This is a genomic window from Azospirillum sp. A23 (assembly GCF_042938965.1).
In the GTDB taxonomy this organism is placed as follows: Bacteria; Pseudomonadota; Alphaproteobacteria; order Azospirillales; family Azospirillaceae; genus Azospirillum; species Azospirillum melinis.
Genome location: NZ_CP170667.1, coordinates 187,906 through 203,419, shown reverse-complemented (window position 1 = coordinate 203,419; position 15,514 = coordinate 187,906). Strand labels below are relative to the sequence as shown.

Here is a 15,514-nt window from a genome sequence, read left to right as displayed (position 1 = left end):
TAGGGGCTAGGCCATTCGTCCGGCGCGTCGAAGAGGATGGCATGATCCGTCCCGGCATGCCACCCGGCATTGATCGAAATCAAGCCGCCGCCGCATGAGACCTTCGCACAAGTGGCAAGCTCCCATGCCCTGCGGATGCCGCATGTCGGCGTCCCGCGGACAGGCCATTGGCACGGCGATGACTTGAATTCATCGGCAGAAACATGGTCCGAATGTGCCGGATAACCATGGCGGAGGTCCGGGAATACGTGCACGTGTCTGCCGTGATCCATCGGCCTGTTCCACAGACCGTACACGGTTGCGGCAAGATGCGCCGCCCGTTCCAGGGTTGCGGTCGATTTTAATAAATCTATTGAAGTTGAAAAAATATCGCCGTCATCATCCCTCGCGCGCACTCATGTGATGGGGGGAGAGGAAGATGGGCAAGCGGATCGTCCTGTGTTTCGACGGAACCTGGAACAAGCCGGGCAGCGGCAGCCAGCCCGACACGGACAACGAGACATCGACCAACGTCTGGAAGTTCTACAAGTCGGTCCTCGGCGCCGCACCGGACAATACCGAACAGGTTTGCTATTACGATTCCGGTGTCGGCACCGATGAAAAGGGCGGCTTTCTCCACGACTGGTTCGACAAAATCTTCGGCGGGGCCTTCGGCCTCGGCCTCGACAAGAAGATCAAGGACGGCTACCGGTTCCTCGCCTCGCACTACAACGACGGCGACCATGTCTTCATCCTGGGCTTCTCGCGCGGCGCCTACACCGCCCGCAGCCTCGTCGGGCTGATCCGCAATGCCGGGCTGCTGCCGGCCGACAAGCTGGGCGAGACGGACGACGCCTACACGCTCTACCGCAAGCGGGACGACGGTCCGGACGTGGGTGAGGCAAAGCGGTTCCGCGACACCAACGGTTCGACGCTGATCCCGATCCATTTCCTCGGCGTCTGGGACACGGTGGGCGCGCTCGGCGTGCCGCTCGGCATCTGCAAGCAGCTGGATCAGGACCTGTACGGCTTCCACGACACCGAACTCAGCAGCCTTGTCCGCAACGCCTTCCAGGCGCTGGCGATCGACGAGCATCGCAAGACCTTCGCCGCCAACCTCTGGGATCCGAAGGCGAAGCCGGCGCAGCGGATGGAGCAGCGCTGGTTTGCCGGCTGTCATTCGAACGTCGGCGGCGGCTATGACGACGACAGGCTGTCGGACATCACGCTGAAATGGATGATGGAGCACGCCGAGGGCTGCGGCCTCGCCATCGACCCCATCTGGGTGCCGGAGGTGTCGCCCGGCAATGCCCTGGGCGTCATCGTCGATTCCTATGCCCGTTTCCTCGACGGGGTCGGCGAACTGGTGCAGCCGCGCCACTACCGCCCGGTCTGCGTCCTGCCCTTCAGCCAGGAGAACCTGCACGAGTCGGTGCAGCACCGCGCCGCCAGCGATACGGGCTACGCACCGCCCAACATCGGCTACCGCAAGGCGCTGGCGCAGTTCGGCGTTCCGCCTGTGCAGCAGCCGGCCCCGGCACCAGCATCGACTGCGGCCGGCTGACGGCGAAGGCCCGGCGGGAAAAGGCAAAAAAAACGGGGCGGGGCCGTCCTCCGGCACCCGCCCCGTTCTTGCCTTGGCGTCGGCAGTGCTTGCCCGGCGGTCCTTACTTGGTGCCGAACATGCGGTCGCCGGCATCGCCCAGGCCGGGAACGATATAGGCGTTCTCGTCCAGATGGCTGTCCAGCGCCGCGGTGAAGACCTTCACGTCCGGGTGCGCCTCGTGGAATCGGCGCACGCCCTCGGGTGCTGCGACCAGCGCCATGAAGCGGATGTTCTGGTCGTCCACGCCGTGGCGGTTCAGCACGTCGCAGGCATGGGCGGCGGAGTTGCCGGTCGCCAGCATTGGGTCGACGACGATGAACAGCCGCCCGTCGGCCGGCGGCAGCTTCACCAGATATTCGTGCGGCTGCTTGGTGTCATGGTCGCGGTAGAGGCCGATATGCCCCTCGCGCGCCGATGGCACCAGCTCCAGCAGGCCGGCCGACATGCCGAGCCCAGCGCGCAGCACCGGCACCACGGCCAGCTTCTTGCCCAGGATCACCGGGGCGTCCATCGGCTGGAGCGGCGTCTCGATCCGCTCGGTGGTCAGCGGAATGTCGCGCGTCAGTTCATAGCCCATCAGCAGCGAGATTTCGCGCAGAAGGGTGCGGAACCCGCCGGTCGACCGCTCCTTGTTCCGCATATGGGTCAGCTTGTGCTGGATCAGCGGATGGTCGAGGACGAACAGGTTGGGAAATTCGGGCAGGGTGCGCATGGAATCCGGATCGCGGCTGACGGTATGGTTGCCCCGATCCTAGCGCGCCTGGGGGGCCGGGGCCAAGGGGGCTGACCGGCTGCTGCGGTTTGTCCCTACCCCCGCCCCACCTTCGCCACCGCCGCCTTCGGTTCCGGACGGTCGATGCCGTAGCGGATCACCCGGTTGCGGCCGGAATTCTTGGCTTGGTAGAGCGCGCGGTCGGCGCAGACCACCAGATCGTCGACGGTCAGGTCGGCCACCGCCTCCACCAGCCCGAAGGAGGCGGTGACCGGGATCACCCGGCCATCGGGCAGCACCACCGGCGAGCGCATCAGGTCGACGCGTAGCCGCTCGATCACCGCATAGCCCTCGTCCAGCCCGGTTTCCTTCAGGCAGACCAGGAATTCCTCCCCGCCCATGCGGAAGGCCTCGTCGAAGCTGCGGACACCCCGGCTGATGACGGCGGCGGTGGCCGCCAGCACGCGGTCGCCGATGTCATGGCCGTAGCTGTCGTTGATGCCCTTGAACTTGTCGATGTCGGCCAGCGCGACGCAGAAGGGCTGGCCGGTGCGGCGGTAGCGGTTGTGCTCGCGCTCCAGCGCCTCGCCCATGCCGCGGCGGGTGCGCAGGCCGGTCAGCGGATCCAGGCCGGAGGCGGCGGCGGCGAAGGCGCGCTCCATCCGCCGCAGATGCAGCATGAACTCCTCGAAGCGGCCGATCACCCCCTCATACTCGGACTCGGTCGGCAGCTCGCCGCTCGACGCCTTGAGCAGGATCAGCCGAGCCTGCCGGTGCATCTGCTCGTGCAGGTTCGCCAGCTTCTGCACCGCCGGCTGCTGCAGCAGGTCGTCGCGGCTGGCCGCCTGGCACCAGGTCTGGAAGGAGGCCGGGGCCGACGATCGTTCCCCACCGCGGCCGTCGCGGTAGAAAACGGCGCGCTGCCACTGGCCGATCCAGCGCAGATGCTCATCGAGCACGGCGCCAAGCGCCTCGGTTGTGGACGGAGTGGTGGAATCGCTCATGGGCGCATCCTAGCCGACGGCGAAGGGTCCCGCCATGCGATCAAGATAAGCCGAAGCATTCGTCTAAAACAGGGCGCTATTCCGGAGAAGGATCCTCAAAGCGCGGCGACCGCCGAAAGGAAGGACCGGACAAGCGCCGGATCCTTGTGGCCGGGGCGGTCCTCCACGCCGGACGACACGTCGACCTCGGTGGCACCGGTGACCCGCACCGCCTCCGCGACATTGTCCACCGTCAGCCCGCCCGACAGCATCCAGGGCCGCGGCCAACGGCGCCCGGCCAGGATGGTCCAGTCGAAGGCGATGCCGTTGCCGCCGGGCAGCGCCGACACCTTGGCCGGCGGCTTGGCGTCGAACAGCAGCCGGTCGGCGACCTCCGCCGCCTCCAGCGCCGCAGTCAAATCTTCCGGCCCGCCGATCTTGATCGCCTTCATCACCGGCAGGGCGTAGCGGCTCTTGATCTCGACGATGCGGCGCGGCGTCTCGGCACCGTGCAGCTGGATCAGGTCGAGCGGGACCTGCCCGGTGACATGCTCCAGGAACTCGTCGTCGGGGTCGACGAACAGACCGACGGAGCGCACGCCGGTCGGCAGCAGCCGCGCCAGCTCCGCCGCCATCGGCGGGGCGATGGCGCGCGGGCTGCGCGGATAGAAGACGAACCCGACATAGCGCGCCCCGCCGGCGACGGCGGCGCGCAGGCTTTCGGGCTCGCTCAGCCCGCAGATCTTGGCGGCGACGGTCATGCGGCCCCCTCTATTTCGGCGACGATGCGGCGGGCGGCGGCGGCCGGGTCGGGCTCGGCGGTGATCGGCCGGCCGATGACCAGATGGTCGGCGCCGGCGGCCAGCGCCTCCGCCGGGGTCATGAAGCGCTTCTGGTCGTTGGTGGCGGCCCAGGCCGGGCGGATGCCGGGCACCATCAGGATGAAGTCGGGGCCGCAGGCGGCGCGCACCAGCGCCACCTCGGCCGGCGAGCAGACGACGCCGTCCACCCCCGACGCCTTGGCCAGCTTGGCCAGCCGCACCACCTGATCGGCCACCGGCACCGACTGCCCGACCGCACCCAGATCGTCCTCGTCCAGGCTGGTCAGCACGGTGACGGCCAGGATTTTCGGCCGGTCGGCGCCGGCGGTGGCCGCCGTCTCCGCCGCCGCGCGCATCATCGCCGGGCCGCCGGCGCTGTGGATGGTCATGAAGGCCGGCTTCAGCGGCAGCGCCGCGCGCACGCCGCCGGCCACCGTGTTGGGGATGTCGTGCAGCTTCAGGTCGAGGAACAGCGGCGGTCCGTCCTCGCCCACCACGGCACGGACACCGGCCGGCCCCTGAGCGATGAAGAACTCCAGCCCCAGCTTGATGCCGCCGACGGCCCCCGCCACCTGCCCGGCGATGCGGCGGGCGGCGTCGATCTCGGTGGTGTCGACGGAGCAATAGATGCGCGAGGCTGGCGCGGTCATGGGAAAGCGGTCTCCAGAACCCGGATGAGGATGGTCCGGCACCCTAGCAAGGGACGGGAGCGGATGCCAGTTTCAACCCCTCAGTTCCGCCATCCACTGCTCGGCCGTCCACGTCTCCAGCGCCGCGAACAGGCCGGCGGCAGTGGCACAGGCGGTGGCGAGTGCGGCGGGGTCGGTAAGCTCCTCTTCCAGCCGGACCATCAGCGCCTTCCAGGCCCCTGCCATGTCCAGCCCGTCCGATGCCAGAAAGCGGGCGCCGCGCCGGGCGTCATGGCCCAGCGCTCGGGTGATCCCCGGCAGCATCGCCCGCCCGCCATGGGCCGAGCCGTCCAGCACGTAGCGCGCCGCCAGCCGGGCCGGCGCGCTGTCCAGCGGCGGCAGTCCCTCCATCTCCGGCAGCGCGTCCGGGTCGGTGCCGAGCACCCGCAGATCCTCACGCAGCAGCGCCAGCCGCGCCGCGCCGTCTCCCCCGGCCTCCCCCAGCCTCCGCTCCACCGGTGCGTTGAAGCCGTGAAGAACGGCCAGCGCGCGGACATATTGCGGCTGAGTGATGTCCGGCCGGACCAGAGGCTGCAGCACCTCGGCCTTGTCCAGCCGGTCGTGGCTCTCCCGCGTCGCGGCGCGCAGCGCCTGCCTTGCCGGTCCCATGATCTCTGCTCCCCGCTTCCGGCTCAGGTCGGCGCCAGCACGCCGGGCAGCGGCGCCGGGCCCCCGGTCGATGACCCGACCGCCGCTTGGCTGGCCTCCTGCTGCCGTGCCCACAAGGCGGCATAGGCGCCGCGGGCGGCCAGCAGGTCGGTGTGATGGCCGCGCTCGATCACCCGGCCGGCCTCCAGCACCAGGATCTCGTCGGCGTCGATCACGGTGGACAGCCGGTGGGCAATCACCAGCGTGGTGCGGCCGCGGCTGACCTCGCGCAGGTTGGCCTGGATTTCCCGCTCGGTATGGGTGTCGAGCGCGCTGGTCGCCTCGTCGAACAGCAGGATCGCCGGGTCCTTCAGGATGGTGCGGGCGATGGCGACCCGCTGCTTCTCGCCGCCGGACAGCTTCAGCCCGCGCTCGCCCACCGTCGTCTGGTAGCCGTCGGGCAGCGCCATGATGAAGTCGTGGATGTGGGCCAGCCGGGCCGCCCGCTCCACCTCCGCCGGGCTGGCGCCGGGGCGGCCATAGGCGATGTTGTAGAAGACGGTGTCGTTGAACAGCACCGTGTCCTGCGGGACGATGCCGATGGAGGCACGGAGCGACGCCTGGGTCACCCCGCGGATGTCCTGCCCGTCGATCAGCACCCGGCCGCCATTGACGTCGTAGAAGCGGAACAGCAGCCGGCTGATGGTGGACTTGCCGGCCCCCGACGGGCCGACGATGGCGACCGTCCTGCCGGCCGGCACGGTGAAGCTGACATCCTTCAGGATCGCCCGCCGCGGGTCATAGCCGAACTCCACCCCTTCGAAGCTCAGCTCCGCCCCGTCAATCGCCAGCGGCTTCGCATCGGGGCCGTCGGCCACCTCGCGGTCGACCGCCAGCAGCGTCACCATCGACTCGATGTCGATCAGCGACTGCTTGATCTCGCGATAGACGACGCCGAAGAAATTCAGCGGCTGGTAGAGCTGCAACAGATAGGTGTTCACCAGAACGAAGTCGCCCAGCGACATGCTGCCGTCGACGATGCCCTTGGCGGCCATGCCCATCACCGCCGCCAGCCCCAGCGAGATGATCGCCGACTGCCCGACATTCAGCAGCGACAGGCTCTGCTGGCTGCGCACCGCCGCCTTCTCGTAGCTTTGCAGCGCGCCGTCATAGCGGCGGGCCTCATGCTCCTCGTTGCCGAAATACTTGACCGTCTCATAGTTCAGCAGGCTGTCGATCGCCTTGGTGTTGGCCTTGCTGTCGGTGTCGTTCATCAGGCGGCGGAACTTGATGCGCCATTCCGACACGAAGAAGGTGTAGAGGATGTAGCCCATCACCGTGACGAAGGTCGCCAGCGCGAACCAGACGCTGAACAGCTTCCACAGGATGGCGCAGACCAGCGCGATCTCCACCAGCGTCGGCACGATGGAGAACAGCGTGTAGCGCAGCAGCGACTCGATAGCACGGGTTCCGCGCTCCAGCGAGCGGGTCAGGCCGCCGGTCTGGCGTTCCAGATGGAAGCGCAGCGACAGCGCGTGCAGGTGCCGGAACACCGACAGCGCCACCCGGCGGATGGTCCGCTGCGCCACCGTTGCGAAGACGGCGTCGCGCAGCTCGGCGAAGACCAGCGAGGTCACGCGGGCAAGGCCGTATGCGACGATCAGCCCCAGCGGAATGGTCACCGCGGCCCCCGGCCCCACAGTTCCTCCGGCGCTGGCAGGAGTCAGCGCGTCCACCGCATGCTTGTAGAAGATCGGCACATAGACGTTGGCGACCTTGGCGCCGATCAGCAGCAGCATCGCCAGCACCACCCGCACCCGCGTTTCCACGGAATCGCGGGGCCAGATGTAGGGGCCGAGCGAGCGGATCGCGGCCCGCAGGTCGCCGGACGGGCGGGTGAAGGCGCTGGTGTCGGAGGTCGGCGGGAGGCTGCGGCGCATCGGAGTTTTCAGTGGCCTTATAATGTGATGTCTGCCGGCCCAGGGGGAACCGGCCCCCGAAGGACCGTCACCCGAATGCTGTGCAGGCGACGTAACCTAGGGACCGCTGCCGCATCGTCAAAGCCCCGGGTCACGGCTTTGACACGATTTTGCCGCGCCCCAGGGGCGCTTTCCGTGCATTTCCCTGCGCCATGGCAACGGACTGGAAACCACTTTCCTCTACCCTGCCGGGCGTATCGCGTTCGATCCGATCCGCAGACCAAGGCATTTGACCATGCAGAACGCCAGCTTCGCCGGCCGTTTCAAGGTGGGCACCCGCATCCAGGTGGGTTTCCTTCTGATCCTCGCCCTCCTCGTCCTGGTGGCAGCGCTGGGCGTGCGGTCGCTGTCGACGGTGCAGAGCGGCTTCACCCGCTATGGGACGATCTCCGACAACTCGCTCCGCATTTCCGACATCGACGGCTCGGTCTCGGACATGCGCCGCAACGCGCTCAACTACTCCTTCTCGGGCAACAACGCGCTGATCGCGCCGATCCAGGCGCAGCAGAAGAAGCTCGGCGAGTTGCTGCAGACCGCCCGCGACACCTCGCAGGACCCCGGACGCCGCGCCCTCATCGAGCGCATGATCCAGCAGTTCGACGGCTACAGCGTCAATTTCGGCCAGTTGGTCAAGCTGCGCGAGCAGCGCGACCGCTTGGTGTCGGAGGAGTTGATGCCGCTGGGCGAGAAGGCGCGCGAGGGGTTGAGCCGGGTCGCCACCAACGGCATCGCCTCCGGCGACTTCGAGTCCGCCGCCTATGCCGGGCAGGCCCAGGAATCGCTGATCCTCGCCCGTCTCAGCGCGCAGCGCTTCCTGACGGACCCGTCGGCGAAGGCGGCGGACGAGGTGCGCAGCCGGATGGACGGCTTCATCAAGGCGGCCTCCGCACTTCCCCCCCGTCTGGCCGACCCGCTGCAGAAGCGGGCCGCCGAGGAGGCGGTGCAGATCGGCAGCCGCTATCTGGAGAGCTTCAACCGCGTCGTCATCGCCGTGAACGACGCCCAGACCCTGGCCTTCACCACCATGGCCCAGGAGGCGGAGGAATTCGCCGGTCTGGTGGACAAGGTCATCCTCGCGCAGACCGACGCCCGCAAGGCGGTGCTGACCGCCGCGCAGGACGATATGGACAACACCAGCACGCTGATGATCGGCATGGCGGTGGGTGCCCTTGTGATCGGTGTTCTCGTGGCGCTGGTCACCGCGCGCTCCATCGTCCGCCCGGTGGTGCAGATGACCGGCACGATGACGGAACTGGCCGCCGGCAACCTGACGGTGGACGTGCCGGCGCTCGCCAACCGTGACGAGATCGGCAGCATGGCCAAGGCCGTGCTGGTGTTCAAGGAGAACGCCATCGAGAAGAAGCGGATGGACGAGGCCGAGCGCGAAAGGCTGGAGGCCGAACGCCGCGCCGCCGAAGCCCAGCGCGCCCGCGAGCAGGCCATCGGCGAGGAGATCGCCACCCTGATCGACGCCGTGTCGAGGGGCGACCTGGAGCGCCGCATCGATCTGGCCGGCAAGGACGGCTTCTACAGGACCATGTCGGAGGGCATCAACCGCCTGACCGACACGGTGGAGGCGGTGATCGCCGATTTGGGCGAGGTGCTGGCGGCGCTGGCCCAGGGCGACCTGAACCGCCGCGTCACCCGCGACTACCAGGGCGCCTTCGAGCGGGTGAAGACCGACGTCAACACCACCTCCACCCGGCTGACGGAGATCGTCGGACAGATCAGCCAGGCCGCCGAGACCATCGCCGCCGCCGCCGCCGAGGTGTCGCTGGGCTCCTCCGACCTCGCCGACCGCACCGAACAGCAGGCCTCCTCACTGGAGGAGACCGCGGCCAGCATGGAAGAGCTGGGGGCGACCGTGCGTTCCAACGCCGAGAACGCCCAGCGCGCCAACGTGATGGCGGCCCAGGCCCGCGGCTCCGCCGAATCGGGCGGCGGCGTCGCCGGTTCCGCCATCGAGGCGATGCGCCGGATCGAGCAGTCCAGCCGCAAGATCACCGACATCATCGGCGTCATCGACGAGATCGCCTTCCAGACCAACCTTCTGGCGCTGAACGCGGCGGTGGAGGCGGCGCGGGCCGGCGACGCCGGGCGCGGCTTCGCCGTGGTGGCGCAGGAGGTGCGGCAGCTCGCCCAGCGCTCCGCCCAGGCGTCGAAGGAGATCAAGGGCCTGATCCTGGACAGCGATGCCCAGGTGAAGGACGGCGTCGATCTGGTCAGCAAGGCCGGCGACGCGCTGCAGGGCATCGTGTCCGGCGTGCAGCAGGTGGCGACCCTGATCGCCGAGATGGCCTCGGCTTCGGCCGAGCAGGCGACGGCGCTGGACGAGATCAACTCGACCGTCGCCAACATGGACGAGATGACCCAGAAGAACGCCGCCCTGGTGGAGGAGACCACCGCCGCCGCGCAGGCGATGAGCGGACAGGCGACCGACCTGAAGTCGCTGGTCGGCTTCTTCAAGTTCGATCAGGCGGCCGGCTTCGGCGCGGTTGGCTTCGGTTATGCCCCGGCGCCGCGCGCGATGGCGGCGGTCCAGGCCGCACCGGCGGTCACCACCACCCGCCGCGCTCCGGCTCCCACCCGAACCGCCGCCAAGCCGGCGGCGAAGCCCACCGCCCGCGGCAACGGCACGTCTCATGCGACGGTCCACACGACGGCCACGGCCAAGCCGGCCACCCGCGCCGACACCTCCACCCGCACCACCGCCGCGGTCCCGGTCCTGAAGCACAGCACCAGCGACGACGACGACTGGAAGGAGTTCTGAGAGGGGGCGCAAACCACCTCTGAACAGATCGGTGCATCTTGAAAAGAAAAAGGCGTCGGGCCGATGACCCGACGCCTTTTTCCGTTCCGGCAGGCTTGCCCGACGCCTATTGCATGAACCAGCCGTGGCTGACGACCAGCGACTGGCCGGTCAGCGCGTTGGACTCGAAGGATGCGAAGAACAGGGCGGCCTGGGCGACGTCCTCGACCGTGGTGAACTCACCGTCGACGGTCTCCTTCAGCATCACCTTCTTCACCACGTCCTCTTCGGAGATGCCGAGCTCCTTGGCCTGTTCGGGGATCTGCTTCTCGACCAGCGGGGTGCGGACGAAGCCGGGGCAGATCACGTTGGCGCGCACGCCATGCGCCGCCCCTTCCTTGGCGACCACCTTGGCAAGGCCGATCAGCCCATGCTTGGCGGTGACATAGGGCGCCTTCAACGCCGACGCCTCCTTGGAGTGGACCGATCCCATATAGATGATGCTGCCGCTGCCCTGCTTGTACATCGTCCTGAGGGCGGCGCGCGTGGTCAGGAAGGCGCCGTCCAGATGGATGGACAGGAGTTGCTTCCACTTGGCGAACTCGAACTGCTCGACCGGCGCCACGGTCTGGATGCCGGCATTGCTGACCAGGATGTCGATGCGGCCGAAGGCGTCGGCGGCACGGGCCATGCCAGCATCGACCTGAGCCTCGTCGGTCACGTCCATGGCAACGCCAAGAGCCCGTTTCTCCGTGGGGTCCAGGCTGGCCGCGGCGGCATCGGCACCGGCCTGGTTCAGGTCGGCGATGACGATTTTGGCGCCCTCACGGGCGAAGGTCCGGGCGATCTCCAGCCCGATTCCGCTCGCCGCCCCGGTGATGACGGCAACTTTGTCCTGCAAGCGCATGGGTCCGCTCCTGTTCGGTCGAAAGGTCGGTAAAGGTTGTTCCTGGCAGAGATCGTTTCCGGCAGAGAGGGCCGGTCAGGCCGTCCGGTCAGTCCGGCTTTCCGTCGTCGCGCAGCAGGTCGTGCGTGACGGGTCCACCCAGCCGCGGCGGCATCGCCAGCCAGTCCGGGTGGGCAAGCGTGGCAAGCGTGTCGGCAAGGCCGCTTTCCCAATGCTCCCGCATGCCGGCGTTGGAGAACTCGTAGTCCTTGCTGTCGCGTTCGTAGCTTTTGCGGCGGTAGATCAGGTGGATGATGTTGACCGCCGCCCCGCAGGCGGCGTGCCGCAACGCCTCCGCCTCCGGCGTGTCCCGGAGGTCCTCCGGCAGCCGGTCGAGCAGCGTCACCAGCTGGTTGCGCAGGGTCTGCTCGTAGGTGACCTTGTCGGTGTTGAAGCGGGTGCGGCTGGAATAGGTGATGTCCTTCTGCCGCTCCAGCACCTCCGACATGCCACGCGGCACTTGGCCGCTGGCGCTCCACAGATCGACCTGGAAGACCAGCGTGTCGCGGCGCGGCTGGTCCTCCAGCACATGGTCGAGCGGCGTGTTGGAGACCAGCCCGCCATCCCAGTAGAAGCCGCCGTCGATCTCAACGGGTGCGAAGCCGGGCGGCAGGGCGCCGCTCGCCATCACATGCTCCGGCCCGATCCGGTGGGTCTCGGTGTCGAAATAGATCGAGTTGCCGGTCAGCACATCGACCGCCCCCAGCGACAGCCGGATGTCGCCCCGGTTGATCCGGTCGAAGTCGATCAGGTCCTCCAGCGTCTTCCTCAGCGGTGCCGTGTCGTAGAAGCTGGTCGGTCCGGCGAAGGGACCGGCCGCCGCCCATTCCACCGCAGGCCGCGGCCGGAAGAAACCGGGCTGCCCGGACAGCGCCGTCCGCCACGCACTCCACTGGTTGAGGACCGAGATCGACGGCCCGTCGGGATCGAGCCGCCGCCAAAGCGCCTCCGCCCCTTCCCAGGGCGAGGGCGGGGCGATGCGGCTCCAGAACTCCAACAGCGCGGCGCAGCGCCGCTCCGGCGGGTTGCCGGCGATCAGCGCCGCGTTGATGGCGCCGATCGACACGCCGGCCACCCAGGTCGGATGGATGTCGTGTTCGAACAGCCCTTCGACAACGCCCGCCTGATAGGCGCCGAGCGCGCCGCCACCCTGAAGGACGAGCGCCACCCGGTCATAGGGGGCAATGAGATCGGCAAAGGATCCGTCGCGCATCTGTGTCTTTCCCAACCAGTCAATCGATTGCAGACATCTTTCCTCGGTCGGCAAGCCAGATATGGGGCCGGAAGTGAATACGGCTATGCAGAAACGTTCCTGCGAAACGGAGAATTCTTCATGACAGCCATGCCTATCTCCTGTAACCCCTCCGCACCCTTGCGAGAACCTACATCAAGGTATTACACCGCCATGAATTACTTGTAATACTCGGCACCGTCCTGAAAGGACGCCGCATCGCGCGGCGGCAGAATTCACCGCTCTTGCGCCAAATGCCGGGATTAACCTTTCGGTCGGAATTGCGTGCTGCAATCGCCCCGTATCCGTTTCCGGTTTTTTTGGAGGACGCCATGTCCCGCCGCCCCGCCTCGCGCCGCCTTCTTCCGCTCGCCGCCCTGCTGCTGCTCGGCGGTTCGCTGACCGGCTGCGGCGCCGTCACCGGCGTGGCCAGCGGTGCCGCCAGCATCGCCGGCACCGCCGTCGACGTGGTCGGCACCGTGGCGGAAACCTCCGTCGACGTGGTGACCGCTCCGCTGCGGTAGGGCGGTCCCACCCTACCCCGCGACCATCGCCGCCAGCGTCTCCAGCCGGTCGGCCTCGTGCGCCGGCTTGTCCCAGCGGATGCGGTGGACGCGGGGGAAGCGCATGGCGAGCCCGCTCTTGTGCCGGTTCGACGGGTGCACGCTGTCGAAGGCGACCTCCAGCACCAGCCCGGCCTCTACCTCGCGCACCGGGCCGTAGCGGCGGGTGGTGTGGTTGCGCACCCAGCGGTCCAGTTCGACCAGCTCGGCGTCGGTGAAGCCGGAATAGGCCTTGCCGACCGGCACCAGCTCCTGACCCAACTCCTGATCGCGCCAGACGCCGAACGTGTAGTCCGAATAATAGCTCGACCGTTTGCCGTGGCCGCGCTGGGCGTACATCATCACGGCATCGAGAGTCAGCGCCCCGCGCTTCCACTTGAACCACGGCCCCTTCGGCCGCCCGGCGAGATAGGCGCTGTCGCGCCGCTTCAGCATCAGCCCCTCGATGCCATTCTCCCGCGCGCCTTCGCGCAGGGCGACCAACTCGTCCCACCGGTCGAACGGCACCAGCGGCGACAAATCCATGCGCCGCGGCCGCACCGCCTCGTACCAGCGCTCCAGCCGGGCGCGCCGCTCGACGAAGGACAGGCCGCGCAGATCCTCCTTGCCGTCGAACAGGATGTCGTAGAGCCGCACCCAGGCCGGCCCGTCGCGCAGCATCTGCGCCGTCACCGTCTTGCGGTTGAGGCGCTGTTGCAGATCGTTGAAGGGCGCCACCACCCCGTCGCGCGCCACCAGCAGCTCGCCGTCCAGCACCGCGTCGAAACTCATGTGATCGACGATGTCGGGGAAGGCGCCGGACACGTCGTCGCCGGTGCGGCTGTAGAGCCGCCGCTCTCCCCCGCGCGCCACCATCTGCACGCGGATGCCGTCCCATTTCCATTCCGCGGCATAGGCGGCGGGGTCGAGCCCGGCGCGGTCCTCCTCCTCCAGCGGGTGGGACAGCATCATTGGGCGGAAGCCGGCGCCGGCCCCGGTCGCCGGCCGCTCCGCCCGCCCCTCCAGCCAGGCGAACAGCTCCGCATAAGGGGCGGTCAGCCCGTGCCAGACCTCCTCGACATCGTCGACGCTCACCTCCGGCCGCGCCGCCTTGCCCCATTCCGCCAGCGCCGTCTTGGCGAGCCGGGCCGAAACGCCGATGCGCAACGCCCCGGTGATCAGCTTCAGCAGGGCGAAGCGCCCCGACGAGTCGAGCGTGTCGAGCCAGCCCTCCACCAGCCCGATCACCTGCCCGCGCTTGGCGGCCCGCAGCGCCTCCACCACCTCGTCCAGGCTGGGCGGCAGGCTGTTGGCGCGCTCAGGACGTTCCGGCCAGATCAGCGCCACCGTCTCCGCCAGATCGCCGACATAGTCGTAGGACAGCGCCAGCAGCTCCGGATCGACCCTGGTCGCCGCCAGTTCGCGGATCGCCGCCGGCTTGGCCTCGCGGAAGCTGAGCGCCCCGGTCAGCGCCGCCAGCGCCCAGCCGCGCTCGGGATCGGGCGCAGTGGCGAAATGCTCGACCAGCAGGCGGATCTTGCCGTTGCGCGACGGCATGAAGACCAGCGCGTCGATCAGCGCGGCAAAGCGGTTCACGACGCCTCCCCTTCCCCGGCCTTCTCCGTCATCCCCTCCGAGTCCTCGTCCTCGAAGCCGATCAGCGCCAGCGCGCGGGCGCGGATGCCGCGGCCGGTGGCGTAATGGACCAGCGCCTCCTCCCGGCCATGGGTCACCCAGACCTCCGGCGCGCCGACATCCTCCAGCGTCTGGCACAGCTCGTCCCAGTCGGCATGGTCGGAGATGACCAGCGGCAGTTCCACCCCACGCTGGCGGGCGCGCTGCCGCACCCGCATCCATCCCGACGCCACCGCCACCACCGGGTCGGCCAGGCGCCGAACCCAGCGGTCGGCCACCGCCGCCGGCGGGGCCAGCACCAGGGCACCCTTCAACTCCTCCTTCGCCGCCACCGTCGCCGGCCGCAGCTCCCCCAGCTCCACCCCCAGGCTGCTGTAGAGCCGGCAGAGCGGTTCCAGCGCGCCGTGCAGCCAGATCGGCCGGTCGTAACCCGCCGCCCGCAGCAGCGTGATCAGCCGCTGGCATTTGCCGAGCGCATAGACGCCGACGACATGGCTGCGCTCCGGGAACAGCGCCATCGAATGCAGCAGTTTCTGTACCTCACCCAGATCGGGCGGATGGCGGAACACCGGCAGGCCGAAGGTCGCCTCGGTCACGAAGACGTCGCAGGGCACCGGCTCGAAGGCTGCGCAGGTGCGGTCGAGCCGGCGCTTGTAGTCGCCTGAGACCACCACGCGCGACCCGGCATGCTCCATCACCACCTGGGCGCTGCCCAGCACATGGCCGGCCGGCACCATCCGCACCGTCACGCCGCCGATGCGCAGGGTCTCGCCATAGTCCAGCGCTTGCAGGCTGCCGCCCACCCCCTCGCCCATCCGCTGGCGCATGATGGCGAGCGTGCCGGATGTCGCCAGCACGGTGCGGTTGCCGGGCCTTGCATGGTCGGAATGGCCGTGGGTAACGACCGCGCGCTCCACCGGGCGCACCGGGTCGATGTAGAAGCCTCCCGGCTCGACATACAGCCCCTCGGGCAGGACCTTGATCCAGGTGTCGGGGTGCGGGCGGCCCGGATTGGACCCGCCCTGATTGGATTGCTGTGCAGCGGACATGCGTC

The 15,514-nt window shown here is 68.6% G+C and carries 13 protein-coding genes; 3 read left to right on the top strand and 10 right to left on the bottom strand.

All coding sequences use genetic code 11. The features are described from left to right. The first annotated feature begins 418 nt into the window (after positions 1 to 418). Positions 419 to 1,543 (top strand): DUF2235 domain-containing protein, encoded by a 1,125-nt coding sequence (locus ABNQ40_RS18270; RefSeq protein WP_109051929.1) that lies wholly within the window; start codon positions 419 to 421, stop codon positions 1,541 to 1,543. Positions 1,544 to 1,646: 103 nt separating this feature from the next. On the opposite strand, the gene upp is transcribed toward ABNQ40_RS18270, so the two are convergent. From upp to ABNQ40_RS18240, 6 genes are all read right to left on the bottom strand, one after another. Continuing rightward, positions 1,647 to 2,297, bottom strand: a complete 651-nt coding sequence (gene upp / locus ABNQ40_RS18265; protein ID WP_109051928.1) for a uracil phosphoribosyltransferase — start codon at positions 2,295 to 2,297, stop codon at positions 1,647 to 1,649. A 95-nt stretch (positions 2,298 to 2,392) separates the two neighbouring features. Then, positions 2,393 to 3,301, bottom strand: a complete 909-nt coding sequence (locus ABNQ40_RS18260; protein ID WP_109051927.1) for a diguanylate cyclase — start codon at positions 3,299 to 3,301, stop codon at positions 2,393 to 2,395. A 95-nt stretch (positions 3,302 to 3,396) separates the two neighbouring features. Then, positions 3,397 to 4,041, bottom strand: coding sequence for a phosphoribosylanthranilate isomerase (locus ABNQ40_RS18255; protein ID WP_109051926.1), 645 nt, complete (start codon positions 4,039 to 4,041; stop codon positions 3,397 to 3,399). After that, positions 4,038 to 4,751, bottom strand: coding sequence for an orotidine-5'-phosphate decarboxylase (gene pyrF / locus ABNQ40_RS18250; RefSeq protein WP_109051925.1), 714 nt, complete (start codon positions 4,749 to 4,751; stop codon positions 4,038 to 4,040). The genes ABNQ40_RS18255 and pyrF overlap by 4 nt, the downstream gene beginning before the upstream one ends. A gap of 72 nt (positions 4,752 to 4,823) precedes the next feature. Continuing rightward, complete coding sequence (locus ABNQ40_RS18245) at positions 4,824 to 5,399, bottom strand: biliverdin-producing heme oxygenase (RefSeq protein ID WP_109051924.1); 576 nt, start codon at positions 5,397 to 5,399, stop codon at positions 4,824 to 4,826. Positions 5,400 to 5,422: 23 nt separating this feature from the next. Then, positions 5,423 to 7,318: an ABC transporter ATP-binding protein/permease gene (locus tag ABNQ40_RS18240; protein WP_109051923.1), complete on the bottom strand. Its 1,896-nt coding sequence runs from the start codon at positions 7,316 to 7,318 to the stop codon at positions 5,423 to 5,425. Positions 7,319 to 7,592: 274 nt separating this feature from the next. Between ABNQ40_RS18240 and ABNQ40_RS18235 the strand changes: the two genes are divergently transcribed. Beyond that, on the top strand, positions 7,593 to 10,127 hold the full coding sequence (locus ABNQ40_RS18235) for a methyl-accepting chemotaxis protein (RefSeq protein ID WP_109051922.1): 2,535 nt from the start codon (positions 7,593 to 7,595) through the stop codon (positions 10,125 to 10,127). 106 nt (positions 10,128 to 10,233) lie between these two features. Here ABNQ40_RS18235 and ABNQ40_RS18230 read toward each other — a convergent pair whose 3' ends face one another. Both ABNQ40_RS18230 and ABNQ40_RS18225 read right to left on the bottom strand, forming a co-directional pair. Then, positions 10,234 to 11,013: a 3-hydroxybutyrate dehydrogenase gene (locus ABNQ40_RS18230; protein WP_109051921.1), complete on the bottom strand. Its 780-nt coding sequence runs from the start codon at positions 11,011 to 11,013 to the stop codon at positions 10,234 to 10,236. An 88-nt stretch (positions 11,014 to 11,101) separates the two neighbouring features. After that, positions 11,102 to 12,265, bottom strand: coding sequence for a patatin-like phospholipase family protein (locus ABNQ40_RS18225; protein WP_247880067.1), 1,164 nt, complete (start codon positions 12,263 to 12,265; stop codon positions 11,102 to 11,104). A 350-nt stretch (positions 12,266 to 12,615) separates the two neighbouring features. Here ABNQ40_RS18225 and ABNQ40_RS18220 point away from each other — a divergent pair, with 350 nt between their 5' ends. Continuing rightward, complete coding sequence (locus ABNQ40_RS18220; RefSeq protein ID WP_109051919.1) at positions 12,616 to 12,807, top strand: hypothetical protein; 192 nt, start codon at positions 12,616 to 12,618, stop codon at positions 12,805 to 12,807. Between the two features lie 12 nt (positions 12,808 to 12,819). Here ABNQ40_RS18220 and ABNQ40_RS18215 read toward each other — a convergent pair whose 3' ends face one another. Together ABNQ40_RS18215 and ABNQ40_RS18210 are read right to left on the bottom strand one after the other, a co-directional pair. Continuing rightward, positions 12,820 to 14,421, bottom strand: a complete 1,602-nt coding sequence (locus tag ABNQ40_RS18215) for a cisplatin damage response ATP-dependent DNA ligase (RefSeq protein ID WP_391348496.1) — start codon at positions 14,419 to 14,421, stop codon at positions 12,820 to 12,822. After that, positions 14,418 to 15,509, bottom strand: a complete 1,092-nt coding sequence (locus ABNQ40_RS18210; RefSeq protein WP_391348494.1) for a ligase-associated DNA damage response exonuclease — start codon at positions 15,507 to 15,509, stop codon at positions 14,418 to 14,420. The genes ABNQ40_RS18215 and ABNQ40_RS18210 overlap by 4 nt, the downstream gene beginning before the upstream one ends. Positions 15,510 to 15,514 lie beyond the last annotated feature (5 nt).